Source organism: Diaphorobacter sp. ED-3, assembly GCF_027625375.1.
GTDB lineage: Bacteria > Pseudomonadota > Gammaproteobacteria > Burkholderiales > Burkholderiaceae_C > Diaphorobacter > Diaphorobacter nitroreducens.
The window spans coordinates 3,850,001-3,875,114 of the sequence record NZ_CP115182.1 but is presented as its reverse complement, the minus strand read 5'-3'; the positions used below and the strand labels follow the sequence as shown (position 1 = coordinate 3,875,114).

The following is a 25,114-nucleotide window of genomic DNA, read 5'->3' as shown; positions in this document are numbered from 1 at the left end:
CGCGCGGTGGCGGGACTGCAGCGGTTGCACGCGGCCGGGCGGGCGGCGCTGCTGCTGGCCGCCGCGTGGCTGGCCGGCTGCGCCACGGCCCCGGGGCCCGATGCGCAGATCTCCGGCACCGTGATCTCGCGCGAGCGGCTTTACGTGCCGCCCGACGCGCTGTTCGAGGCAGCGCTCGTGGACGTGACGCGCGAGGGCCATCCGCCGCGGGTGCTGGGCCGCCAGCGCATCGACCCGGCCGGCCCGCTGCCCTACATGCTGCGCATTCCCTACCGCCAGGCAGACGTCCACGCCCAAGGCCGCTACGAGGTGCGCGCAGCGGTCACGCAGCAGGGGCGCCTGCTGCTGGACACGCCCCGCGTGCACCCGGTGCTGATCGACCCGGCCTTCCGCCATGTGGACGTCATCCTGGCGCGCGTGCCAGCGCTGCAAGCCACGGCGGCCGCATCCGTGCCGCTGCGCCAGACCTACTGGAAACTCGTGGAGGTGGTGGACGATGCGCCGGTGGACGCGCCAGCCGAGGGGCAGGCCGCGGCCCATCTGGTGCTGCAGCGCGATGCGGGGCGTGTGAGCGGTTCGGGAGGGTGCAACCGTTTCGTGGGGCAGTATGTGCAAGAGGGCGGGCAACTGCGGCTGTCCCGCATGAGCGCATCCCTGCGCCTGTGCCTTGCGGGCGGCGGATCGGAACCGGCCTTCTTCCAGCGCCTGGGCGCGGTGGCGTATTACCGGCAGCAAGGCCGGACGCTGGAGCTGCGCGGCGAGGACGGCACGCCCCTGCTGCGCTTCGTGGCCGAGGAATGGGGCGCGCCGCGGCCCGAGGACGACGAGCCACCCATGCAACCCCAGTGAGTGCGCTGCGACCCATGCCGCGGCGTTCGCCGTGGTTGATGCGGATGCGTGAAGGAAATGGGCCTCTAGCGCTTGGTGGGTGAGCGCCAGCCGCTACAAAAAAAGAAGTTCTGATGCGTGCATCGCGGCAGGCGCGGCATTTGCGCGACAGTGCTTTTTACAAATCGAGATGATAATGATTCCCATTTGTTGAAACCCAGGGAATTGTCGTCCATGAACCCCCATCCCCTCCGCCCCGTCGTGCGCTCCATCGCACTCATGACGTTGATCGTGCAGCCGCCCCTGATGGGCGCCGCATGGGCCCAGGCGAGTGCGCCCGTCGAGCCTACGCTGAAGGAGGTGACGATTGTCCAGCAGCGCGAGGACCGGGTGAGCAGCGGGGCGACCGGGCTGGATCTGGACATCAAGGAAACGCCGCAATCCATCAGCATCGTGACCACCGAGCAAATGCGCGATTTCGGCACCAGCAATCTCAACGAAGCGCTGCGATTGAGCACCGGCATCATCGTCGACGAGTGGGAGACCAACCGCACCACGTTCACCGCGCGCGGCTTTGACATCGCCAACACGCAGATCGACGGCGTCGGCCTGCCCAATGACTGGGGCATCGTCACCGGCGCCATGGATTCCTTCGGCTACGAAAAGATCGAAGTCATCCGCGGCGCCAACGGGCTGCTGACCGGCGTGGGCAATGCGGCGGGCACGATCAACTTCGTGCGCAAGCGTCCCACCAACAAGGAGCAGGGCTCATTGGGTCTGAGCTATGGGTCCTGGGGGACCACGCGCGTCGAGGCGGACTACTCGCGGCCGCTCACCGCCGATCGCCGCTGGGCGGGCCGGGTCGTGGCGGCACGCGAGGAGGGCGGCTCGCACCTGCGCAGTTTCGACCGCGAGCGCACGTTCCTCTACGGCGTTGTGGATGGGCAGGTGGGCGACAACGGCCTGTTGACGTTGGGCCTGTCCCATCAGCAGTCCGACTCCACGGGCAACATGTGGGGCGCCCTGACCTTCATGAATGCCGATGGCACCCAGAACGCATGGGGCCGCAACGCATCCACGACGCAGGACTGGACCCGCTGGGACACCACGACCAAGACGGCCTTCGTGGAATACGCCCACCAGATCGGTATGGACTGGCAGCTCAAGCTGGCCTACAACTACCGCGCCATCGACAACGACAGCAAGCTCTTTTACGCGTTTCCCTCGGGCTCCAGTCTGGTCGGCTATGCGTGGGGCGGCAAAGACACGATGGACGCGCACCTGGCCACCGCCACCGTCAACGGCCGCTTCGAGATGCTGGGACGGCAGCACGAGGCGCTGTTCGGTGTGAGCTGGGCCAAGAGCGAATACACGGGTAATGGATACGCCGGGTCGGACTGCGGCGCCAGTGCCTGCAGCGCCATCGCGCTGCCGGGCTTTCCTTACCCCGGCAACCTTGTTCCCGAGCTGCAGTGGGGCCCATTGGTCCTCGAAAGCACGCTGAACCAGAAACTGCAGCGCGCATTTGGCACCATGCGGTTCACGCTGACGGATCGGCTCAAGGCGGTGGTGGGAGTCAACCACGCGCAATACAGCCGCGACGGAACGAGCTATGGCGTGGCCTCCGACCTTTCACGCAGCAAGACCAGCCCCTATGCCGGGCTGACGTTCGAGTTCACGCCCAGCGTGCTGGGCTACGTGAGCTACTCTGACCTGTATTTCCCGCAGAGCCAGGCCGATGCGAACGACCGCTATCTCGACCCTAGCAAGGGCACCAACTACGAGGCGGGCCTGAAAGCCGACTGGCTGGACAAGCGCCTGCTGACCTCGGTCGCGGTGTTCCAGGCCAAACAGTCGGGCCTGGCCACGCCCACGGGCACCTATAACCAGAATGGCCAGGCGGTCTACGCGCCCGAAGACGTGAAGTCCACCGGCGTGGAGCTGGAAGCCGTGGGCCGGCTCAACAACCATATCGACCTGACAGCCGGCTATACCACCCTGAAGCTGACCGGCCCGGATGGCGGCGACACCTACGCCTGGGTACCGCGCCATACGGCCAATCTCGCGCTCAAGGCGCGTCTACCGAGCCTTCCCGCGCTGTCCTTTGGCACCAGCGCACGGTGGCAAAGCAAAATCTCCAACATGGAGGCCAGCGGCTTCACCGTGCGCCAGGGCAGCTATGCCGTGCTCAATGCCTTCGTCGCATGGCAGCTGCAGCCCAAGACGACGCTGCGCTTCAATGTGAACAACATCACCGACGAGAAGTACATCAACACCCTGCGCTACGCGGGCTACTACGGCGCGCCGCGCAGCTACCAGCTCTCGCTGAACCACCAGTTCTGAGCAAGCGTTGGCGATCCCCGGCCGATCCCCGGCCAGGGGCGTCGCGCAAGCAATCAGGCGGTCAGGCGCTCCAGCGCTTCGCGGTATTTGGCAGCGGTCTTTTCCACCACCTCGCGCGGCAGGCGCGGCGCGGGGGCGGTCTTGTTCCAGGGCTTGCCGCCCACCTGGGCCTGCTCCAGCCAGTCGCGCACGAACTGCTTGTCGTAGCTGGGAGGGTTCTCACCCTTGGCCAGGGCCTCGGCATAGCCCTCCACGGGCCAGTAGCGCGAGCTGTCGGGCGTGAGCACCTCGTCCATCAGCACCAGCGTGCCGTCGGGCGCCAGGCCGAACTCGAACTTGGTGTCGGCAATGATCATGCCCTTTTCCAGCGCGATGGCAGCGGCGGCCTCGTACAGCTGGATGGAGATGTCCCGGATCCTGGTGGCCAGATCCAGGCCCACGATCTCCACGGTGCGCTCAAAGCTGATGTTCTCATCGTGCTCGCCCATGGCGGCCTTGGCGGCGGGCGTGTAGATGGTCTGCGGCAGCTTGGCGGCATTGGTCAGGCCGTCTGGCAGCGGCACGCCGCAGACGGAGCGCGATTCCTGGTACTCCTTCCAGCCACTGCCGGCCAGGTAGCCGCGCACCACGGCTTCGATGGGGATGGGCTTGAGGCGCTGCACCAGCATGGAGCGGCCCCGCACCTGGGGGGCCTCCGCGGGCGTGACCACGCTCTCGGGCGCCTCGCCCGTGAGGTGGTTGGGCACGATGTGTCCCAGTTTGCCGAACCAGAACAGCGCCATCTGGGTGAGCAACTCGCCCTTGCCGGGGATGGGCTCGCCCATGATCACGTCAAAGGCCGAGAGGCGGTCGCTGGCCACCATCAGGATGCGGTCGTCCCCCACGGCGTAGTTGTCGCGCACCTTGCCGCGTGCCAGGAGCGGCAGCGAGGTCAGGGCGGAGGTGTGCAGTGCAGAGGTGCTGGGCTGGGTCATGGCGGTCGTACGGAAGGCGCTCGCGCAATGCAGGCGCGCGGTGGACGTTGGGGCAAGACGCCCCGCCGGTGGCGAGGTCGAAGGACGGGATTTTAGCGACGCGGCCCCCGTGCGGGCGCCTTGCACCCGCCACAAGGTACGTGGGTTGGAGAGGCTGGAGCCCCAGGTCGGCGCTGGAGGCAACCCAGCCATTGTGATGCGTTTCGGTCGGTTTGACACCTTCCTGTCATATCCCTTGTGCCATGCGCGGGAACGATTGATTTGCGCTGGCGGCGGGCGCATAGTGAACCCAGGCCTGAATGCATTCACGTTCGCAGACCGCCCCGCACCGGCAAGGGGCGGTGTTTTTCAACTGTGAGTCACAGGAGACTTGTCTATGAACTTGACGATCAGCGGCCATCACCTTGAAGTGACCCCCGCCTTGCGCAGCTATGTGACGTCCAAGTTGGACCGCATTACCCGCCACTTCGATCAGGTGGTGGATGTCAAGGTGCTACTGACCGTGGAGAAGCAGAAGGAAAAGGAAAAGCGCCAGCGCGCTGAATGCACCGTGCATGTGAAAGGAAATGACCTGTTCGTGGAAAGCACCCATTTCGACCTGTATGCCGCCGTGGACGAATTGATGGACAAGCTCGACCGCATGGTCGTGCGCCACAAGGACCGTCTGCAGGACCACCAAGCCGGCCTACGCCGCGCCACCATTCAGGCAGCAGCTGCCGCCACGGCTTGAACCGTCGCTTGACGGCCTGTGTACCGCCGGAACGCGCCGGCGGTGCCGCAACCGCCCAGCCAGGGCGGTTTTTTGTTGCCAGTGGATACACTCCCAGGGTTTCCGCTAGGCGTGCATAATCGTCGCTCAGACCATGAATCGACTTGCTTCCATACTGCCTCCCGCACAAGTGCTCGTGAGTGTCGATGTCACCAGCAAAAAACGTGCCTTTGAGGAGGCGGGCCTGTTGTTCGAAAGCCAGCACGGTTTGTCGCGGGCCTTGATCACCGACAGCCTGTTTGCGCGCGAACGCCTGGGTTCGACCGGGTTGGGCCATGGCGTGGCCATTCCCCATGGCCGCATCAAGGGGCTGAAGTCGCCCATGGCGGCGGTGTTCCAACTGGCGCAGCCGATCGGCTTCGACGCGCCTGACGAGCAACCCGTATCGCTGCTGATTTTTCTGCTGGTGCCCGAGGCGGCCACGCAAAAGCACTTGGAAATCCTCTCGGAAATCGCCGAACTGCTGAGCGACGGCGCCTTGCGCGAACGCCTCAAGACCCATACCGACGCGGCCAGCCTGCATGCGCTGATCGCGGGCTGGCAGTCCGCCCAGGGCGCCTGACGCCACCGCCATCGCGCCGCCGTGAAACCCAACGTCGTCAGCGCGGATGTGCTCTTCGAGGAGTTCCGCAACCTCCTGAAATGGGAGTGGGTGGCGGGCCTGGGCGCGTCCGAGCGGCGCTTTGCCGAGGTGGCGGTGCGTGCCGCCCGCTCGGGTGCGGACCTGGTGGGTTACCTGAACTACATCCATCCCTACCGTGCGCAGGTCCTGGGCGAGCGCGAGATTGCCTATCTGACCAACGCCACGCCGGAGGACTGCAAGCGCCGCATCGCGCGCATCGTCACGCTGGAGCCCCCCGTGCTTGTGCTGGCCGACGGCCAGGCCGCGCCGGACGAGGTGGTGTCCATGTGCGAACGCGCGCAGATCCCCATGTTTTCCACCCAGGAGTCCGCGGCCTTCGTGATCGATGTGCTGCGCGCCTACCTGTCCAAGCACTTTGCCGATCGCACCACCATGCACGGCGTGTTCATGGACATCCTGGGTCTGGGCGTGCTCATCACGGGCGAGTCGGGCCTGGGCAAGAGCGAGCTGGGGCTGGAACTGATCACGCGCGGCAATGGCCTGGTGGCCGACGACGCGGTGGACCTGTACCGCATCAACCAGACCACCATCGAGGGCAAGTGCCCCGAGTTGCTGCAGAACCTGCTGGAGGTGCGCGGCATCGGTCTGCTGGACATTCGCGCCATCTTCGGCGAAACGGCCGTGCGCCGGCGCATGCGGCTGAAGCTCATCGTGCACCTGGTGCGCAAGGAGACGCTGGAACGCGACTACGAGCGCCTGCCCTACGAGCCGCTCACGCAGGACGTACTGGGCGTGCCGGTGCTCAAGGTGGTGATTCAGGTGGTGGCGGGCCGCAACATCGCGGTGCTGGTGGAAGCGGCTGTGCGCAACACCATCCTGCAACTGCGCGGCATCGATACCTATCAGGAGTTCGTGGAGCGCCACCGGCGCGCCATGGAGCGGGGCGGCGCCTCCTGAGGGCGCCGGGCGCTTATTTTTTTGCGCAATTAGCGCACTGGCCGTAGAGCGCCATGGCGTGGTCGTGCACCACCCAGCCCTTGGCCTGGGCGATCAGGTTCTGGCGCTTTTCGATCTCGGGGTCGTAGAACTCCTCGACCTTGCCGCAGGCGGTGCAGACGAAGTGGTCGTGGTGCTGGCCCTCGTTCAGTTCGTAAACGGCCTTGCCGCTCTCGAAATTGCTGCGGATCAAAATGCCGGCCTGCTCGAACTGCGTGAGCACGCGGTACACGGTGGCCAGCCCGATGTCGGAGCGCTCGTCCAGCAGCACGCGGAATACGTCTTCGGCCGTCATGTGGCGCTGGGCGCCCTTCTGGAAGATCTCCAGGATCTTCAGCCGGGGCAGCGTGGCCTTGAGGCCGGTGCTTTTGAGTTCGTCGATGTTCGTCATGACAAGGTCTTTCGTGTGCCAGGGCGAAACCATGGATACCGGCGGCTTGCGCGCAAGGCCCAGAAGATCCAGCCGCTACAATGGGCCGGATCATATCCCCTATGCATAAACCCATGTTTGCACCCGCCCGTTGGGGCGCCCGCTGGGGCGCCATTGTGTTGATTGGTGCCGGGATGGCCGGCTGCGCGGGCACCGGCAGTCGCCTGGCCGGCATGGTCACGCCCTACAAGGTGGACGTGGTGCAGGGCAACTTCATCTCGCGCGAGCAGGTGCAGATGTTGCAGCCTGGCATGGGCCGCCAGCAGGTGCGTGAGATCCTGGGCACACCCCTCATGGTGAGCGTGTTCCACTCCGACCGCTGGGAATACGTCTTCACCCTCAAGCGCCCCGATGTCGAGGTGCAGACGCGCAAGCTCACCGTGTTCTTCAAGGACAACGTGATGGAGCGTGTCGAAGGCGACGAGATGCCCACCGAGGCCGAGTTCGTGGCCTCGCTCTCCACCAAGGTGTCCAAGCCCAAGGTGCCGCAGCTTGAGGCCACCGAGGCGCAGCTCGCGCGCTTTCCCAAGGCGGAGCCGGCCGCCGAGCCGGCCGCCGCGCCCGCTCTGCCACCCGCCACGAGCTATCCGCCGCTGGAATCTCCGCGCCGTTGAAAGCGGCCGGTGCGCCCGCTGCAGCGTGTCGCGCTGGACGCAGCAGAACCGCCCCCTGTTTGGATTGCGAACTGACATGACCTCTTCCTCCTCCGCACCCCGCCGCGTGGCCGTGGCCGGCGCTTCTGGCCGCATGGGCCGCATGCTCATCGAGGCGATTCAGGCGAGCGACGGCTGCGTGCTGGCCGGTGCGCTGGACCAGCCCGGCAACCCCGCCGTGGGCACGGACGCCGCCGCGTTTTTGGGGCGCGCGAGCGGTGTGGTCATCACCGCTGACCTGCGCGAGGGGCTCAAGGACGCCGACGTGCTGATCGACTTCACGCGCCCCGAGGGCACGCTGGCCCACCTGGCCGTGTGCGCGGAACTCGGCGTGCAGATGGTCATCGGCACCACGGGCTTTTCCGATGCGCAGAAGGTGCAGATCGAAGCCGCCGCGCAGAAGGTGGGCGTCGTGTTCGCGCCCAACATGAGCGTGGGCGTGAACGTCACGCTCAAGCTGCTGCAGATGGCCGCGCAGGCGCTGCGCACGGGCTATGACATCGAGATCATCGAGGCGCACCACAAGCACAAGGTGGACGCCCCCTCGGGCACGGCGCTGAAGATGGGCGAAGTGATTGCCGAGGCGCAGGGCACGCGGCTCGCCGACCGTGCCGTGTACGAGCGCTACGGCCACACGGGCGAGCGCAAGGCAGACACCATTGGCTTTGCCACCGTGCGCGGCGGCGACATCGTGGGCGACCACACGGTGCTGTTCGCCGGGACGGGTGAGCGGGTGGAGATCTCGCACAAGTCCAGCAGCCGCGCCGGCTACGCCCAGGGCAGCCTGCGCGCGGTGGGCTTCCTGGCCACGCAGCGCGCGGGCCTGTTCGACATGTTCGACGTGCTGAACCTCAAGTAACCTGCCCATGGACAGCCTGCACTGGTTGCGTCAGGGTGATGCGGTCACGCAGGCGTCGGCACTGCTGCTGCTGGCCATGTCGGTTGCCAGCTGGGTGGTGATTTTCTGGAAGCTGCGCCTGATGCGGCGCGCCCATGTGGACGTGCCGCGCAGCACGGCCGCGTTCTGGCAGGCGCCGTCGCTGGCCGTGGCGGCCGAGCGTCTGCCCGCCTTTGACCGTGAAGGGCTGGTGCTGCCGCTGGTGCGTGCCGCGCAGCAGGTGGAGCAGGCCGGCGCGGGCACGCTGGCCGGGCAGGGCGGCCTGTCGCAGCGGCTCACGCGCGTGTTGCGCGATGCGCTGCATGGCGTGCTGGGCAAGCTGCAGTTCGGCCAGGTGCTGCTGGCCACCGTGGGCTCCACGGCGCCGTTCGTGGGGCTGCTGGGCACGGTGTGGGGCATCTACCATGCGCTCACGGCCATGGCCGGCGCGGGGCAGATCAGCATCGAGCGCGTCGCCGGCCCGGTGGGCGAAGCGCTCATCATGACGGCCGCGGGCCTCACGGTGGCGATCCCCGCCGTGCTGGCCTACAACTGGTTCGGGCGTGTCATCGGCCGCATCGAGGCCGACCTCGAAGGCTTTGCCCGCGACCTGCGCGAGCTGGTCATCGACACCAACGCCGCCGACTCGGGCCGGTAAACGCCATGGCATTCGGCCGACTGGAGCGCACCCCGGGCCCGCAGCCCATGAGCGAGATCAACGTCACACCGCTGGTGGACGTGATGCTGGTGCTGGTGGTGATCTTCATCCTGACCGCGCCGCTGCTGGCCAGCAGCATCCGGCTGGAGCTGCCGCGCGCCGAAGGCGCGCAACCGGGCACGCCCGCGCATGCCGTGATGCTGGTGGTGGACACCGCCGGCCAGGCCTACCTGGACGATGAGCCCCTGGGCGCCGATGCGCTGGCGCAGCGCCTGCGCCAGATCGCCGCCGAGGCGCCGGACACCGAGGTGCAACTGCGCGCCGATACCGCCGTGCCCTACGGCCGCGTGGTGGAGGTGATGGGGGCTGCCCATGCGGCGGGCCTGCAGCGCATTGGTTTCGTCACGCAGCCCACCGATGGGGCCGAGCAAGGCACTCAAAATTAGGAGCTGCTCGCGCTTGATGTGCGGGTGTTTGCGGTAGAAAAGGAGCTGAGAACGCCAGCTGGCAAGCGCTGGCAGCTCTTGTTTTTATGGCAATGCGGCCATGGCTGTTGGGGCGCCGGGGCGCAGTCCCGCGCGGATGTCGTTGCCCGTGGGGCTCTGGAACAGGTGCAGGCCGAACTCCGGCAGCACGGCGATCAGGTGGTCGAAGATGTCGCCCTGGATGGCTTCGTACTCCACCCAGGCGGTGGTGGCTGTGAAGCAGTACAGCTCCAGCGGCACCCCCTCGGCCGTGGGCTCCAGCGTGCGCACGATGAGCAGCATCTGCTGGTGGATGCGCGGGTGCGCGCGCACATAGGCCTCGCAGTAGGCGCGGAAGGTACCGATGTTGGTCAGGCGGCGCTGGTTGGCGGGCTCCAGCGCCTGTGCACCCAGCTGCGCCTGCAGGGCGGCGTTGGTCTGCTGCACGTCGCGCAGCTTGCCTTCCAGGTAGGGGCGCAGCAGCGCGATGCGCGACAGGCGCTCGATCTCCGCCTCGGTGAGAAAGCGGATCGAGTTCGTGTCCAGCCGCAACGCGCGGCGGATGCGCCGCCCGCCCGAGCTGAACATGCCGCGCCAGTTCTTGAAGCTCTCGCTCATCAGCCGCCAGGTGGGGATGGTGGTGATGGTCTTGTCCCAGTTCTGCACCTTCACGGTGTGCAGTGCGATGTCCACCACGAAGCCGTCCGCGCCCACCTGGGGCATCTCGATCCAGTCGCCCACGCGCAGCATGTCGTTGGACGACAGCTGCACGCCCGCGGTGAACGAGAGGATGGTGTCCTTGAACACCAGCATCAGCACCGCCGACATGGCGCCCAGGCCGGACAGCAGGATCAGTGGCGAGCGGTCCACCAGCGCCGCCACGATGACGATGGTGCCCACCAGCGCCAGCAGCAGCTTGCCCAGCTGCACATAGCTCTTGATCGAGCGCGTGGCCGTGGGCACGCCGTCCGGGGCCTGCTCATGCTCGTGCAGCACGGCGTCCAGCAGCGCGATCAGCGTCCGCACCAGCTGCAGCACGGTGAGCGCCACGGCCACGTTGCCGATCACTGCGGCCGCCACGGGGTGCACATGGGGCACGGCGCCGATGCCTGCCTGGATGACGAGCGACGGTGCCACATGCGCCAGACGCCGCAACACCTGGTCGTGCCAGAACACCCGCGCCCAGCGCGCGCCCACGCGTTCGCGCAGGCGCGGCACGGTGTTCAGCAGCACGTATTGGGCGACGGACTGGAGGGCGAAGGCCAGCAGCACCAGGCCGCACAGGCCCAGGGCGGCCTGCAGCCAAGGATCCAGCTCGGCAATCAGCGGGGGCACGGACACAGGCAAGACAACTTTCCAGAAATGCAGGAAGCAGCCGGCCCAGGCGGGGCGGCCATGCAGGGGATGGGGGGATGAACGCCTAGAATTGGGCGCAGTACAGCCCATTGTGACCACTGCGCAGGTGCGCGGTTCTCCTTTTCCCAGCTTCCATGCAAGACAAATACAACCACACCGAGGTGGAGCGCGCCGCGCATGCCCACTGGAATGCCAACGACGCCTACCGCGTGACCGAGGACCAGGCCAAGCCCAAGTTCTACGCCTGCTCCATGCTGCCCTACCCCAGCGGCAAGCTGCACATGGGCCATGTGCGCAACTACACCATCAATGACATGCTCACGCGCAGCCTGCGCATGAAGGGCCACAACGTCCTCATGCCCATGGGCTGGGATGCCTTCGGCCTGCCGGCCGAGAACGCCGCCCTCAAGAACGGCGTGCCGCCCGCGCAGTGGACCTACGACAACATCGCCTACATGAAGAAGCAGATGCAGGCGATGGGGCTGGCCATCGACTGGAGCCGCGAGATCGCCACCTGCGACCCCGACTACTACAAGTGGAACCAGTGGCTGTTTTTGAAGATGCTGGACAAGGGCATCGCCTACCGCAAGACCCAGGTCGTGAATTGGGACCCGGTGGACCAGACCGTGCTGGCCAACGAGCAGGTGATCGACGGGCGCGGCTGGCGCACCGGCGCGCTGGTGGAAAAGCGCGAGATCCCCGGCTACTACCTGAAGATCACCGACTACGCGCAGGAGCTGCTGGACCATGTGCAGATCGGCAACGAGAAGGCCACGCTGACCGGCTGGCCCGACAAGGTGCGGCTGATGCAGGAGAACTGGATCGGCAAGTCGGCGGGCGTGCGCTTTGCGTTCCCGCACGACATCAGGGATGCGCAGGGCAACCTGATCCAGGATGGGAAGATGTACGTCTTCACGACCCGTGCCGACACCATCATGGGCGTGACCTTCTGCGCCGTGGCGCCCGAGCACCCGCTGGCCCAGCACGCCGCGGCGTCCAACGCCCCGCTGGCGGCCTTCATCGAGGAATGCAAGAAGGGCGGCACGACCGAGGCCGAGCTGGCCCTGAAGGAAAAAGAGGGCATGCCCACGGGCCTGTTCGTCACCCATCCGCTCACCGGCGAGCAGGTCGAGGTGTGGGTGGGCAACTACGTGCTCATGAGCTACGGCGACGGCGCCGTGATGGGCGTGCCCGCGCACGACGAGCGCGACTTTGCCTTCGCGCTCAAGTACCAGTTGCCCATCAAGCAAGTGGTGCTGGTGGACGGCGAGACCTTCGACTTCCACCAGTGGCAGGACTGGTACGGTGACAAGGAGCGCGGCGTCACCATCAATTCCGACAACTTCAGCGGCCTGTCGTACCAGGACGCCGTGGCCGCCGTGGCCCATGCGCTGGCCGAGAAGGGCCTGGGCGAGCTCAAGACCACCTGGCGCCTGCGCGACTGGGGCATCAGCCGCCAGCGCTACTGGGGCACGCCGATCCCCATCATCCACTGCGAGAGCTGCGGCGCCGTGCCCGTGCCCGAGAAGGACCTGCCCGTGGTGCTGCCGCAGGACCTGGTGCCCGACGGCAGCGGCAACCCGCTGGCCAAGTGCGAGGCCTTCCTGAAGGTGGACTGCCCCTGCTGCGGCAAGCCCGCGCGCCGCGAGACCGACACCATGGACACCTTCGTGGACTCGTCCTGGTACTTCATGCGCTACTGCGACCCGAAGAACCGCGACGCCATGGTGGCGGGCGGCACCGACTACTGGATGCGCGACCAGAAGGCCGCCACCGGCGGCAGCGGCATGGACCAGTACATCGGCGGCATCGAACACGCCATCCTGCACCTGCTGTATGCGCGCTTCTGGACCAAGGTGATGCGTGACCTGGGGCTGGTGAAGGTGGACGAGCCCTTCACCAAGCTGCTCACGCAAGGCATGGTGCTGAACCACATCTACAGCCGCCGCACGGCCAAGGGCGCCAAGGACTACTTCTGGCCGCACGACGTCGAGCACGTCTACGACGAGGCCGGCAAGATCGTTGGCGCCAAGCTCAAGAACCCCGCCGAGAGCGGCGACGGCCTGCTGCCCGTGGGCACGCCCATCGACTACGAGGGCGTGGGCACGATGTCCAAGTCCAAGAACAACGGCGTGGACCCGCAGCAGCTCATCGAGAAGTACGGCGCCGACACCGCGCGCCTGTACACCATGTTCACCGCGCCACCCGAGCTGACGCTGGAATGGAACGACGCCGCCGTGGAAGGCAGCTACCGCTTCCTGCGCCGCGTGTGGAACTTCGGCGTGAAGCTGTCCGCCATCGACAAGGACGCGGCCCTGGCCAGCGTGGCGGGCGCCGCCAGCCTGAAGGACGTGCAGTTCGGCAAGGAAGCCAAGGCGCTGCGCCTGGAGATCCACACCGTGCTCAAGCAGGTGGACTACGACTACCAGCGCATGCAGTACAACACCGTGGTCTCCGGCGCCATGAAGATGATCAACGCGCTGGAGGACTTCAAGGCCACGGACAGCGCCGGCGCCCAGGTGGCGCTGATCGAGGGCTTCGGCATCCTGCTGCGCGTGCTGTACCCGGCCACGCCGCACATCGCCCATGTGCTGTGGGACGAGCTGGGCTACGCCGGCACCCTGGGCGACCTGCTGGACGCCGCCTGGCCCCAGGTGGACCCCGATGCCCTGGTGCAGGACGAGCTGGAGCTGATGCTGCAGGTCAACGGCAAGCTGCGCGGCGCGATCCGCGTGGCCGCCTCGGCCGACAAGGCCGCCATCGAGCAGGCGGCCCTGGCGAGCGAGGACTTCCAGAAGTTCGCCGAGGGCAAGGCGCCCAAGAAGGTCATCATCGTGCCCGGCCGCCTGGTCAACGTCGTCGTCTGAGAGCCCTCCCGCCATGCACAAGCGCACCCTGCTCACCGCCGCGGCCCTGGCGCCGCTGGCCGCCCTCACCGCCTGCGGCTTTCGCCTGCGCGGCGCGCCGCAGTTCGCCTTCCGGTCCCTGTACGTGCAGGCGCAGCCCGGCTCGCCGCTGGCACGCGAGCTGATCCGCACGCTGCAGGGGGCGGGCGGGGACCTCGTGGTGCTGACGGCGCCCGCGCAGCTGCCCCAGGCCGAGGCGATCCTGGACGTGCTGTCCGAGCAGCAGGAGCGCGTGGTGGTGGGCCTGAACGCCTCGGGCCAGGTGCGCGAGCTGCAGCTGCGCCAGCGCGTGCGCATCCGCCTGCGCGGCCAGCAAGGCCAGGAATGGATCGCCGACACCGAGCTGCTGCAACAGCGCGACATCAGCTACAACGAAACCGTCGCCCTTTCCAAGGAAGGCGAGGAGGCCATGCTGTTTCGCAACATGCGCACCGACCTCGTGCAGCAGCTGATGCGCCGCCTGGCGGCAGTGAAATCGCTGTAACGCTCCTTATTTGATAGCTGTTTGCGCTTGCTGCACGGGCGCTAGCGGCATATTTGTTACTAGAACAGGCCGCATGCAAATCGCTTTGAACCAGCTCGGTGCGCAGCTGCACAAAGGCCTGCGCCCGCTCTACACGCTGCACGGCGACGAGGCGCTGTTGCAGCAGGAGGCGCTGGACGCCATCCGCGCCGCGGCACGTGCGCAGGGCTATACCGAGCGCAGCAGCTTCACCGTGGCCGGCGCGCATTTCGACTGGAGTGGCGTGCTGGCCGCGGGCGGGTCGTTGAGCCTGTTCGCCGACAAGCAGATCGTGGAGATCCGCATCCCCTCGGGCAAGCCCGGCAAGGACGGCGCCGCCGCGCTGCAGCAGATGGCTGCCGCCGCGCCGGGCAACGACAGCACGCTCACCGTGGTGGTGCTGCCGCGCCTGGACAAGGCCACGCGCACGGGCGCGTGGTTCGCGGCACTCGAAGCGCACGGCGCCACGGTGCAGATCGACCCCGTGGAGCGCGCGCAGCTGCCCGGCTGGATCGCCCAGCGCCTGGCCGCGCAAGGCCAGCGCGTGGTCGCGGGCGAAGAGGGGCAGCGCACGCTGCAGTTCTTCGCCGACCGGGTGGAGGGCAACCTGCTGGCCGCGCACCAGGAGATCCAGAAGCTCGCGCTGCTGCACCCCGAGGGGGAACTCACCTGGGCGCAGGTCGAAGCCGCCGTGCTCAACGTGGCGCGCTACGACGTGTTCAAGCTGTCCGAGGCGGTGCTCTCCGGCCAGGTGGCGCGCGTGCAGCGCATGCTGGACGGCCTGCAGGCCGAGGGCGAGGCCGAGGTGCTGGTGCACTGGGCGCTGGCCGAGGACATCCGCGCCCTCAAGCGCGTGAAAGACGCCATGAACGCCGGCAAGCCCCTGCCCATGGCCCTGCGCGAGAACCGCGTCTGGGGCGCGAAGGAGCGGTTGTTCGAGCGCCTGCTGCCCCAGGCCAGCGACGCCGCCCTGGCGCGGCTGCTGCAGTCCGCCCACACGGTGGACGGCATCGTCAAGGGCCTGAAGGCGCCCGACTGGCCGCAGGACGGCTGGCAGGCCCTCTCGCGGCTGGCGCTGCAGATGTGCAAGCTGGCGCGCTGAGATCGCAAGGAAATGTGAATCTAGCGCTTATGGGATAAGCGCTAGCAGCTATTGATTCAGGAGTGTTGGGCGACCAGTGCCGCACGCGCCTTGTCCGCCCACTGCTGCAGCTGGTCCACCAAGGCCTGGTGGCTGAAGGAGCAGCTCTCCTCGGTGAACAGCGCGCCGGCCTCCAGCCGGTCCAACAGGCCCAGCAGCACCTCGCCATAGCGCGGGGGCAGGGCGGCCAGCAGCACGGCGTGGCCGCGCGCGGCGGCGCTGAAGGCGTGGTTGCTGATGCGCTGCTCGCGCAGGGCGTGCAGGTCGGCCTGCAGGTTGTCGAGCTGGTGGGTGGCGAGTTCGGCGGTCATGGCGAGGGCACGGAGGGTGGCAAAGGCCTCAAGCGTAGCCGGAGTCCCCCGGCCAGCGTGGCGGCGGCGAACTGCGTCAGAATCACGCCCATGAACGCGCTGAACATCGCTGAATACACGCACACGCTTGGTTTGCAGGCAAAAACGGCCTCCGCCCAAATGGCGCGCGCGCCGGCAGCTATCAAAAACAAGGCATTGCTGGCCCTGGCGCGGCTGCTGCGCCAGAACGTGGACGCCCTGCAGGGGGACAATGCCCGCGACCTGGAGCGCGCGCGCGCCGCCGGCCTGGCCGAACCCATGGTGGACCGCCTCAAGCTGACCCCCAAGGTGCTGGAGACCTGCGCCCAAGGCTGCGAGCAGCTGGCGGCCATGCCGGACATCATTGGCGAGATCCAGGGCATGAAGCAGCAGCCCAGCGGCATCCGCGTGGGGCAGATGCGCGTGCCGATCGGCGTGTTCGGCATGATCTACGAGAGCCGGCCCAACGTGACCATCGAAGCCGCGAGCCTGTCCATCAAGAGCGGCAACGCCTGCATCCTGCGCGGCGGCTCCGAGGCCATCGACTCCAACAAGGCGCTGGGGCGCCTCGTGGCCCAGGCGCTGGCCGAGGCCGGCCTGCCCGAGCACGGCGTGCAACTGGTGCAGACCACCGACCGCGCCGCCGTGGGCCAGCTCATCGCCATGCCGCAATACGTGGACGTGATCATCCCGCGCGGCGGCAAGGGGCTGATCGAGCGCATCAGCGCCGAGGCCAAGGTGCCCGTGATCAAGCACCTGGACGGCAACTGCCACACCTATGTGGACGACCCCTGCGACATCGCCATGGCCGTGCAGGTGGCCGACAACGCCAAGACGCAGAAGTACAGCCCATGCAACGCCAGCGAGGGCCTGCTGGTGGCGCGCGGCGTGGCAGCGCAATTCCTGCCGCAGATCGGCGCCGTCTACGCCGCCAAGGGCGTGGAGATGCGCGGCTGCCCCGAGGCGCTGGCCATATTGCGCGCCGTTCCGGGCGTGCAGCTGGCCGAGGCCACCGAGGCCGACTGGAGCGAGGAATACCTGGCCCCCATCATCAGCGTGAAGGTGGTGGCAGGCGTGGATGAGGCCATCGCGCACATCAACCGCTACGGCAGCCACCACACCGACGCGATCCTCACGCGCGACCACATGCACGCCCAGCAGTTCCTGCGCGACGTGGATTCCGCCAGCGTGATGGTCAATGCCAGCACGCGCTTTGCCGACGGCTTCGAGTACGGGCTGGGAGCCGAGATCGGCATCAGCACCGACAAGTTCCACGCGCGCGGCCCGGTGGGCATCGAGGGCCTGACGTCGCTCAAGTGGGTGGTGTTGGGTGAGGGAGAGGTGCGGACTTGATGGGGTTGCTGCTAATTTGATAGCTGCTAGCGCCCGTCAACATTGGGATTGAGGCCAATTTCGCATGAAGATCATCATCCTGGGAGCGGGGCGCGTGGGCTACAGCGTGGCCGACAGCCTGGTGTCGGAGGAGAACGACATCACCGTCATCGACACCGACGCCGAGCGGCTGCGCGACCTGGAGGCGCGGTTTGACCTGCGCGGGGTGGTGGGCAACGGCATTGACCCCCAGGTGCTGGCCGAGGCCGGCGCGCGCGACACCGACCTGCTGATCGCCTGCGCCGCGCAGGACGAGACCAACCTGGTGTGCTGCAAGGTCGCGCAGCTGATGTTCAACATCCCCACGCGCATCGCGCGCGTGCGCTCGTCGGGCCTGGAACTGGAGCGCAACCAGGCGCTGCTGGGCAAGGAGGGCTTTGGCGTGGACCGCGTCATCTGTCCCGAGGAATCGCTCACGCGCTACATCGGCAAGCTGGTGGAATACCCCGAGGCGCTGCAGGTGCGCGAATTCGCGGGCGGGCGCGCCTGCCTGGTGTCGGTGCGCGCGCGCCCCGGCGCGCCCATGGTGGGCATGCGTATCGCCACCATGCGCGAAACCGCGCCCGACGTTGCCATGCGCATCGTGGCCATCTACCGGCGCTTTCCCGACGAGCCCGACCGCTTCCTGCCCTGCGACGGCGCCACGCGCGTGGAGCCGGGTGACGAGGTGTTCGTGCTGTCCGCGCGCGAGCAGATCCCGCAGGTGCTGGCCGCGCTGCACCGCCACCATGGGCACCCGGCGCGGCCCGTGCGCCGCATCATGATTGCAGGCGGCGGGCGCGTGGGCCTGCGGCTGGCGCGCCAGTTGGCCCAGCGGGGGGGCTTTCACATCAAGGTGGTGGAGGAAAGTGCCGAGCGCTGCGTGGCGCTGGCGGCCGAGTTGCCCTCCGACATCCTCGTGCTGCAGGGCGACGCCACCGACGAGGACCTGCTGGGCGACGAGAGCATCGAGGAGGTGGACCTCTTCCTCGCGCTCACCGACGACGACGAGGACAACATCATGGCCAGCCTGCTGGCCAAGCGCATGGGCGCGAGCCGCGTGCTGGCGCTTATCAACCGCCGCACCTATGCCGACCTGATGCACGGCACGCAGATCGATATTGCGCTGTCGCCCGCGCAGGCCATGCTGGGCGAGCTGCTGGCCTATGTGCGGCGCGGCGACGTGCAGGCAGTGCACAGCCTGCGCCGCGGCGTGGCCGAGGCGCTGGAGATCGTGGCCCGCGGCGACCGCAAGAATTCGCGCGTGGTGGGCCGCAAGGTCAGCGAGATCCACTTGCCCGCCGAGGTGCACATGGGCCTGATCGTGCGCGGTCTGCCCGAGGACGGTGGCGAGCCGCCGGCCGACGCACCGCCCCAGGTCATCATTCCGCGCAGCCACACCGTGATCGAGAGCAACGACCACGTGGTGTTCTTCCTGCCCCACAAGCGGCTGGTGCGCGAGGTGGAAAAGCAGTTCCGCGTGAGCGCCACCTTCTTCTGATCGGCAGGAGCCGCGATGTCCGACGTCCTGCCCGTCATGCGCGTACTCGGCGCCCTGCTGGCACTGTTTGCCGTGTCCATGGGGGTGCCGCTGGCGGCGTCGCTCTGGGCGCGGGAGGGCCTGTGGCAGCACTACGCCACGGCCATCGCCGTCACATCCATGGCCAGCGCGCTGCTGTGGGGCGGCCTGCGCGCGCACAAGCGCGAGCTGCTGCCGCGCCACGGCGTGATGCTGGTGTCGGTGGTGTGGGGGATCCTGCCGCTGTTCGCGGCGCTGCCGCTGCTGCTGGTGATGCACGCCATCGGCCGGCCGCTGTCGTTCACGCATGCCTACTTCGAATCGGTATCGGGCCTCACCACCACCGGCGCCACGGTGCTGGCCGAGCTGGATCGGCTCCCCCTGTCGGTGAACATGTGGCGCACGTTCATGCAGTGGATCGGCGGCATGGGCATCCTGATTCTTGCGGTGGCGGTGCTGCCGCTGCTGGGGGTGGGCGGCAGCCAGCTCTTCAAGGCCGAGGCTGCCGGCCCGGTGAAAGACACCAAGCTCACCCCGCGCATGACCGAGACGGCCAAGGGGCTGTGGGGCGTGTACGTGGTGTTCTCGCTGGTGTGCGCGCTCGCGTTCTGGCTGGGCGGCATGACGCCGCCGGACGCGATCATGCACATGTTCGCCACCGTCAGCCTGGGCGGGTTGTCGCCCCACGATGCGAGCTTTGCCTACTTCGAGTCGCCGCTGCTGGAAACCATCGCCCTGGTTTTCATGCTGTGCGCCAGCTGCAACTTCGCGCTGTACTTCATCGCGCTGCGCAAGGGCAACTGGCGGGGCTTCTGGCGCGACCCCGAGATGCGCGCCACGATCACCGCGCTGCTGGGCGGCGGGCTGTTGGTGGCGCTGCTGCTGTGGGCCAAGGGCGTGTACGACCCGCTGCAGGCGCTGCGCCACGGCATGTTCAACGTGGTGTCGGTGGCCACGACCACGGGCTTTGCCACCACCGACTACCTGGGCTGGCCGGTGTTCGCGCCCGTGTTCATGCTGCTGCTGTCGGGCGTGGCCACCAGCGCCGGGTCCACGGGCGGCGGCATCAAGATGGTGCGCATGCTGATCCTGCTGAAGCAGGCGCGCCGCGAGATGACGCGCATCGTGCACCCGCGTGCGGTGCAGCCCGTGCGCCTGGGCGACCGCGTGGTGGACAACCGCATGATCTTCTCGGTGCTGGCCTTCATGCTGGTCTACGGCGCCACAGTGATCACGCTGAGCATGGTGCTGCTGCTGACCGACCTGGACATGGTGACCGCCTTCTCGGCCGTGCTGGCCAGCGTGCACTGCATGGGGCCGGGGCTGGGAATGCTGGGGCCGGCCTCCAACTTCGCGGTGCTCACCGACTTCCAGCTCTGGGTCTGTACGCTGGCCATGCTGCTGGGACGCCTGGAGATCCTGAGCTTCATGGCCCTGCTCACCCCCGCATTCTGGCGGCGCTAGGGCGCACGTGGCCTTCCCTACAATCGTCGCCAACCTCTTTCCGTCTCCCATTTGAGGGCTCTTCATGGTTCCCCACCTCATCACCGCGCTCACCGGGCCAATCAACGAGTTGGAGCAGCGCATCCTCGACTCCATGCCAGCCATCGAGCGCTGGTTCCGTCTGGAGTGGATGGAACACACGCCGCCGTTCTACTCGTCGGTGGACATCCGCAACGCGGGGTTCAAGCTGGCGCCGGTGGACACCAACCTGTTCCCGGGCGGCTGGAACAACCTCACCAATGAAATGCTGCCGCTGGCGGTGCAGGCGGCCATGGCGGCCATCGAAAAGATCTGCCCCGAAGCGCGCAACCTCTTGATCATTCCCGAGAACCATTCGCGCAACACCTTCTACCTGGCGAACGTGGCGCAGCTGGTGCGCATCTTCAACATGGCCGGGCTGAACGTGCGCGTGGGCTCCATCAGCCCCGAGATCAAGAAGACCACCACCATCACGCTGCCCCATGGCGAGACCGTGACGCTGGAGCCGGTGATCCGCAGCAAGCGCCGTCTGGGGCTCAAGGACTTCGACCCCTGCACCATCTTGCTCAACAACGACCTGTCGGCCGGCGCGCCGGGCATCCTGGAAGAGTTGTACGAGCAATACGTTCTGCCGCCGCTGCACGCAGGCTGGAGCGTGCGCCGCAAGAGCCGCCACTTTCAAAGCTATGAAGAAGTGGCCAAGCGCTTTGGCAAGATGCTGGGCATAGACCCCTGGCTCATCAATCCGCTGTTCACCCGCTGCGAGGGCGTGGACTTCAACGAGGGCACCGGCATGGAGGCGCTGCGCAGCGCCGTCGATGCCACCCTGACCAAGGTGCGCCGCAAGTACAAGGAATACGGCATCAACGAAAAGCCGTTCGTGGTCGTCAAGGCCGACAACGGCACCTACGGCATGGGCATCATGACGGTGCGCGATGCCAAGGAACTGGACGGGCTGAATCGCAAGACCAAGAACAAGATGGCCGTGATCAAGGACGGCCAGGTCGTGCATGACGTGATCGTGCAGGAGGGTGTGCTCACCCAGGAGCGCGTGCACGAAGCGGTGGCCGAGCCGGTGGTCTACATGATGGACCGCTACGTGGTCGGGGGGTTCTACCGCATGCATGCCGAACGCGGCGTGGATGAGAACCTGAACATCCCCGGCGCGAGTTTCGTGCCGCTGGCGTTCGAGCACAGTACCCATCTGCCGCAGCCCGGTGCGCGTCCGGGCGCCAGTGCCCCCAACCGCTTTTACATGTACGGCGTCATCGCCCGCTTGGCGATGCTCGCGGCCAGCTACGAGCTGGAGGCCACGGACCCCGAGGCCGAGGTGTACGACTGATGCGCCGGATGTGCCGCCCTGCAGTTGCTGCATTGCAACATAGGCGGTACCCCGTATGTGCCCGAAGCGGGGGCGGCGCACAATGGCGCTCCTTTGGCATCCCCGTGGCCGCTGAGGCAGCAGCCCGGACCTGTTCACCGTGCACACTTCCAAATCGTCGTTAGCAGCGCTCACCCTGGGCGCGATCGGCGTCGTCTATGGCGACATCGGCACCAGCGTGCTGTATGCGGTCAAAGAGGTCTTCGGCTCCGGCCATGTGCCTTTCACGCATGCCAACGTGTACGGCGTGCTGTCCGTGCTGTTTTGGACGCTCACCGTGATCGTCTCGCTCAAGTACGTGGTGCTGGTGCTGCGCGCGGACAACCATGGCGAAGGCGGCCTCATCGCCATGCTGGCGCTGGCGTCGCAGGCGGTGAAGGACCGGCCGCGCCTGCGCGGCTGGCTGCTGGGCCTGGGCATCTTCGGCACGTCCCTGTTCTATGGCGACGGCGTGATCACGCCGGCGATCTCCGTGCTTTCGGCCATCGAGGGCCTGGAGGTGGTGTCGCCGCATTTCGGCAAGGCGGTGATTCCGCTCACGCTCGTGGTGCTGTTCGGGCTGTTCGCCGTGCAAAAGCGCGGCACGGCGGGGGTGGGCCGCTACTTCGGCCCGGTGACGCTGGTCTGGTTTTTTACGATCGCAGCCCTGGGCGTGCCGCACATCGTGGGCCATCCGGAGATCCTTGGCGCCCTGAGCCCGCACCATGCACTGGGCTTCATCCTGGGCAACCCGGGCATCAGCTTCATCATCCTGGGCGCGGTGGTGCTGTGCGTCACCGGCGCAGAGGCGCTGTACGCCGACCTGGGACATTTCGGCAAGCGCCCCATCCGCCTGGCGTGGTTCAGCGTGGCCATGCCGGCCCTCACGATCAACTACTTCGGCCAGGGCGCGCTGCTGCTGGCCGAGCCATCCGCCGTCAAGAACCCGTTTTACATGATGGCGCCCGACTGGGCGCTGGTGCCGTTGGTGGTGCTGGCCACCATGGCCACGGTGATTGCGTCGCAGGCGCTGATCACCGGCGCGTTCAGCGTGACCAAGCAGGTCATCCAGCTGGGCTACCTGCCGCGGCTGAACATCCAGCACACCAGCGTGCGCGAGACAGGCCAGATCTACTTGCCGTTCGTGAACTGGAGCCTGTTCGTCGCCATCGTGTTGGCGGTGGTCATGTTCCGCAACAGCAGCAACCTGGCGGCCGCCTATGGCATTGCGGTGACGCTGGACATGCTGATCACCACGGTGCTCACCTTCTTCGTGATCCGCTACGGCTGGGGCTATCCGCTGGCGCTGTGCGTGGCCACCACGGGCTTCTTCTTTGTCGTGGACCTGGCATTCTTCAGCTCCAACCTGCTCAAGCTGCTGCAAGGGGGCTGGTTCCCGCTGATGATCGGGGGGCTGGTGTTCACGCTCATGATGACCTGGAAGCGCGGACGCGAGTTGCTCAACGACAAGCTGCGCGAGGACTCCATAGGCCTGCAGGACTTCCTGGCCTCGGTGCAGGCCAACCCGCCCATGCGCGTGGACGGCACGGCGGTGTTCCTGAGCGCCGAGGCGGGCGTGGTGCCCAATGCACTGCTGCACAACCTCAAGCACAACAAGGTGCTGCACCGCCAGAACCTGTTCGTCACCGTGCGTTACCACGAGACCCCCTGGATCGGCCTGGACCAGCGCCTGCAGGTGGCGCCGTTGGGAGGCGACTGCTGGCAGGTCACCGTGAACTACGGTTTCAAGAATGAACTGGACCTGCCCAGCGCGCTGCGCCTGATGCACGGCCGCGGCTGCGAACTGGAAACCATGAGCACCAGCTATTTCCTCTCGCGCGACGTGGTCGTGCCTACCATCGGCAGCGGCATGGCGCCGTGGCGCGAAAAGCTGTTTGCGCAGATGCACCACAACGCCAGCGGGGTGGCGGCTTTCCTGCACCTGCCCAGCAACGCCGTCGTGGAGTTGGGCTCCAAGGTCGAGATCTGATTGGGCTGGTGGGTTTGTAAGGTTTTTGGCCTCTAGCGCTTAGCTGGCAAGCGCGAGCAGCTATATATTTTGATGAAGCAGGACAGAGGTTGCGCCAAGACCAATGCCACAATCCGCCGCCATGCAGTTTTTCAAAGACCTGAGCCTGTCCGCCTTCACCGCCGGTTTCGTGGCTGTGCTGGTAGGGTTCACCAGTTCGGTCGCCATCGTGTTCCAGGCGGCGCAGGCGTTCGGGGCGACGCCCGAGCAGATCACCTCCTGGATGTGGGCGCTGGGCCTGGGCATGGGACTGTGCTCGCTGATTCCCTCGCTCATCCTGCGCCAGCCGGTCATGGTGGCCTGGTCCACGCCCGGTGCAGCGGTGCTCGCCACCGCCGGCCTGGCCGGCTTCAGCATGGGCGAGGCGGTCGGCGCCTTCATGGTGTGTGCCTTGCTCATCACCCTGGCCGGAGTGACGGGTTGGTTCGAGCGCGTGATGAACCGTATTCCCATGGAACTGGCGTCGGCGCTGCTGGCCGGCGTGCTGGCGCGCTTTGGCATGCAGGCCTTCGCAGCCGTGCAGACCGCGCTGCCGCTGGTGCTGGTCATGCTGGCGTCCTACTTGTTTGCACGGCGGCTGCTGCCCCGCTATGCGGTTGTGCTCACGCTGGTGGCAGGCGTTGCCTGGGCCGCAGGCAATGGCCAGATGCGCTGGTCCGCGGTGCACTGGGCGCTGGCCACACCGGTCTTCACCACGCCGCAGTTCAGCCTACAGGCGCTCATGAGCCTGGCGCTGCCGCTGTTCATCGTGACCATGGCGTCGCAGAACCTTCCGGGTGTGGCCGTCATGCGGGCCACCGGATACCAACTGCCGGTGTCGCGGCTGATCACCCTGACGGGACTGGCCACCCTGGTGCTGGCACCGTTCGGCGCCTTCGCCCTCAACTTCAGCGCCATCACCGCAGCGATCTGCATGGGGCCCGAGGCGCACCCCGACCGCGCGCGGCGGTACACCGCCGCCGCATCGTGCGGACTGCTGTATATCGCAGTGGGCATCTTTGGTACGGTGGTCACGGGGCTGCTGACGGCGTTTCCACAGGAGCTGGTGGTGGCCATCGCTGGGCTGGCGCTGCTGGGCGCCATTGGAGGAGGGCTGGCGTCTGCGCTGCAGGCCGAAGCGCACCGGGAGGCGGCGTTGATCACTTTTCTGGTGACGTTGAGCGGTGTCACCATAGCCGGGATCGGATCGGCGTTTTGGGGGGTGGTCGCCGGCAGCATCACGCTATTTGTGCAACAGTATGGACGCCCGCGCGCGCCCCAGGCGCCGCGCTAGGGGCGCCGCCCTCTGCAATACAGCCCGTGCATTCCATGAATCTCCTCATCGTCGCCGACCCCATCGAGCAATTCAAGATCTACAAGGACACGACCTTCGCGATGATGCGCGAGGCGCAGCGCCGCGGCCACCGGCTCGCGGTCTGCGAGCCCCGGCACATCCACTGGTTGCGCGGTGGCCGGGTCACCGCACGAGTGCGCGACATCACTCTTACGGGCCACGCGGAGAACTGGTTTACTGCGGGCGAACTCCGCTTGGCGGCACTGGCGGA

At 67.1% G+C, this 25,114-nt stretch carries 23 protein-coding genes (1 of these 23 only partly in view); 19 read left to right on the top strand and 4 right to left on the bottom strand.

All coding sequences use genetic code 11. The annotated features are described in order from the left end of the window. The first annotated feature begins 6 nt into the window (after window positions 1–6). Complete coding sequence (locus PCQ86_RS18705) at window positions 7–849, top strand: META domain-containing protein (RefSeq protein ID WP_270174459.1); 843 nt, start codon at window positions 7–9, stop codon at window positions 847–849. Window positions 850–1,062: 213 nt separating this feature from the next. Then, the gene (locus PCQ86_RS18700) at window positions 1,063–3,171 is read left to right on the top strand and encodes a TonB-dependent siderophore receptor (RefSeq protein WP_270174458.1); all 2,109 of its coding nucleotides are present in this window, start codon (window positions 1,063–1,065) and stop codon (window positions 3,169–3,171) included. 53 nt (window positions 3,172–3,224) lie between these two features. Here the strand turns inward: PCQ86_RS18700 and PCQ86_RS18695 are convergent, their stop codons facing one another. Beyond that, window positions 3,225–4,145, bottom strand: a complete 921-nt coding sequence (locus PCQ86_RS18695; protein WP_011807013.1) for a phosphoribosylaminoimidazolesuccinocarboxamide synthase — start codon at window positions 4,143–4,145, stop codon at window positions 3,225–3,227. A gap of 376 nt (window positions 4,146–4,521) precedes the next feature. Here PCQ86_RS18695 and hpf point away from each other — a divergent pair, with 376 nt between their 5' ends. The 3 genes from hpf to hprK all read left to right on the top strand — a co-directional run bounded on the left by hpf (window position 4,522) and on the right by hprK (window position 6,454). Beyond that, window positions 4,522–4,875 carry a ribosome hibernation-promoting factor, HPF/YfiA family gene (hpf, locus tag PCQ86_RS18690; protein WP_011807012.1) on the top strand — a complete coding sequence of 118 codons (354 nt, stop codon included), beginning with the start codon at window positions 4,522–4,524 and terminating at the stop codon, window positions 4,873–4,875. 133 nt (window positions 4,876–5,008) lie between these two features. Then, window positions 5,009–5,476, top strand: a complete 468-nt coding sequence (locus tag PCQ86_RS18685) for a PTS sugar transporter subunit IIA (protein ID WP_015914511.1) — start codon at window positions 5,009–5,011, stop codon at window positions 5,474–5,476. Window positions 5,477–5,497: 21 nt separating this feature from the next. Next, window positions 5,498–6,454 carry an HPr(Ser) kinase/phosphatase gene (gene hprK / locus PCQ86_RS18680; RefSeq protein WP_011807010.1) on the top strand — a complete coding sequence of 319 codons (957 nt, stop codon included), beginning with the start codon at window positions 5,498–5,500 and terminating at the stop codon, window positions 6,452–6,454. 13 nt (window positions 6,455–6,467) lie between these two features. On the opposite strand, the gene fur is transcribed toward hprK, so the two are convergent. Then, window positions 6,468–6,884 carry a ferric iron uptake transcriptional regulator gene (fur, locus tag PCQ86_RS18675; protein ID WP_015914510.1) on the bottom strand — a complete coding sequence of 139 codons (417 nt, stop codon included), beginning with the start codon at window positions 6,882–6,884 and terminating at the stop codon, window positions 6,468–6,470. A gap of 113 nt (window positions 6,885–6,997) precedes the next feature. On the opposite strand from fur, the gene PCQ86_RS18670 reads away from it, so the two are divergent. From PCQ86_RS18670 to PCQ86_RS18655, 4 genes are all read left to right on the top strand, one after another. Beyond that, entirely contained in the window at window positions 6,998–7,537 is a 540-nt protein-coding gene (locus PCQ86_RS18670) for an outer membrane protein assembly factor BamE (protein ID WP_370633062.1), read from the top strand. Between the two features lie 76 nt (window positions 7,538–7,613). Continuing rightward, window positions 7,614–8,435, top strand: coding sequence for a 4-hydroxy-tetrahydrodipicolinate reductase (gene dapB / locus PCQ86_RS18665; RefSeq protein WP_011807007.1), 822 nt, complete (start codon window positions 7,614–7,616; stop codon window positions 8,433–8,435). Window positions 8,436–8,442: 7 nt separating this feature from the next. Next, window positions 8,443–9,111 (top strand): MotA/TolQ/ExbB proton channel family protein, encoded by a 669-nt coding sequence (locus PCQ86_RS18660; RefSeq protein WP_270174457.1) that lies wholly within the window; start codon window positions 8,443–8,445, stop codon window positions 9,109–9,111. A gap of 5 nt (window positions 9,112–9,116) precedes the next feature. After that, the gene (locus PCQ86_RS18655; protein ID WP_270174456.1) at window positions 9,117–9,557 is read left to right on the top strand and encodes an ExbD/TolR family protein; all 441 of its coding nucleotides are present in this window, start codon (window positions 9,117–9,119) and stop codon (window positions 9,555–9,557) included. A gap of 84 nt (window positions 9,558–9,641) precedes the next feature. On the opposite strand, the gene PCQ86_RS18650 is transcribed toward PCQ86_RS18655, so the two are convergent. After that, complete coding sequence (locus tag PCQ86_RS18650; RefSeq protein ID WP_270174455.1) at window positions 9,642–10,922, bottom strand: mechanosensitive ion channel family protein; 1,281 nt, start codon at window positions 10,920–10,922, stop codon at window positions 9,642–9,644. Between the two features lie 143 nt (window positions 10,923–11,065). Here PCQ86_RS18650 and leuS point away from each other — a divergent pair, with 143 nt between their 5' ends. The 3 genes from leuS (at window position 11,066) to holA (ending at window position 15,441) form a co-directional block, all read left to right on the top strand. After that, window positions 11,066–13,798: a leucine--tRNA ligase gene (gene leuS / locus PCQ86_RS18645; RefSeq protein ID WP_270174454.1), complete on the top strand. Its 2,733-nt coding sequence runs from the start codon at window positions 11,066–11,068 to the stop codon at window positions 13,796–13,798. A gap of 13 nt (window positions 13,799–13,811) precedes the next feature. Continuing rightward, complete coding sequence (locus tag PCQ86_RS18640) at window positions 13,812–14,321, top strand: LPS-assembly lipoprotein LptE (protein WP_011807002.1); 510 nt, start codon at window positions 13,812–13,814, stop codon at window positions 14,319–14,321. Window positions 14,322–14,394: 73 nt separating this feature from the next. Then, entirely contained in the window at window positions 14,395–15,441 is a 1,047-nt protein-coding gene (gene holA, locus PCQ86_RS18635) for a DNA polymerase III subunit delta (protein WP_011807001.1), read from the top strand. A 56-nt stretch (window positions 15,442–15,497) separates the two neighbouring features. Here the strand turns inward: holA and PCQ86_RS18630 are convergent, their stop codons facing one another. Then, complete coding sequence (locus PCQ86_RS18630) at window positions 15,498–15,791, bottom strand: hypothetical protein (protein WP_011807000.1); 294 nt, start codon at window positions 15,789–15,791, stop codon at window positions 15,498–15,500. A gap of 90 nt (window positions 15,792–15,881) precedes the next feature. Between PCQ86_RS18630 and PCQ86_RS18625 the strand changes: the two genes are divergently transcribed. The 7 genes from PCQ86_RS18625 to gshB all read left to right on the top strand — a co-directional run. Then, window positions 15,882–17,162 (top strand): glutamate-5-semialdehyde dehydrogenase, encoded by a 1,281-nt coding sequence (locus PCQ86_RS18625; RefSeq protein ID WP_270174453.1) that lies wholly within the window; start codon window positions 15,882–15,884, stop codon window positions 17,160–17,162. Window positions 17,163–17,226: 64 nt separating this feature from the next. After that, window positions 17,227–18,681: a Trk system potassium transporter TrkA gene (gene trkA / locus PCQ86_RS18620; protein ID WP_011806998.1), complete on the top strand. Its 1,455-nt coding sequence runs from the start codon at window positions 17,227–17,229 to the stop codon at window positions 18,679–18,681. Window positions 18,682–18,696: 15 nt separating this feature from the next. After that, entirely contained in the window at window positions 18,697–20,163 is a 1,467-nt protein-coding gene (locus PCQ86_RS18615) for a TrkH family potassium uptake protein (protein ID WP_103738455.1), read from the top strand. Between the two features lie 64 nt (window positions 20,164–20,227). After that, the gene (gene gshA, locus PCQ86_RS18610) at window positions 20,228–21,523 is read left to right on the top strand and encodes a glutamate--cysteine ligase (protein ID WP_270174452.1); all 1,296 of its coding nucleotides are present in this window, start codon (window positions 20,228–20,230) and stop codon (window positions 21,521–21,523) included. Window positions 21,524–21,662: 139 nt separating this feature from the next. Then, on the top strand, window positions 21,663–23,531 hold the full coding sequence (locus PCQ86_RS18605) for a potassium transporter Kup (RefSeq protein WP_196994859.1): 1,869 nt from the start codon (window positions 21,663–21,665) through the stop codon (window positions 23,529–23,531). A 121-nt stretch (window positions 23,532–23,652) separates the two neighbouring features. Further along, complete coding sequence (locus PCQ86_RS18600) at window positions 23,653–24,843, top strand: benzoate/H(+) symporter BenE family transporter (RefSeq protein WP_270174451.1); 1,191 nt, start codon at window positions 23,653–23,655, stop codon at window positions 24,841–24,843. A gap of 35 nt (window positions 24,844–24,878) precedes the next feature. Then, window positions 24,879–25,114, top strand: the beginning of a protein-coding gene (gene gshB / locus PCQ86_RS18595) for a glutathione synthase (protein WP_172208807.1). Its footprint extends 715 nt past the window's final position; the window shows 236 of its 951 coding nt (coding positions 1–236); the start codon lies at window positions 24,879–24,881; the stop codon falls past the right edge of the window.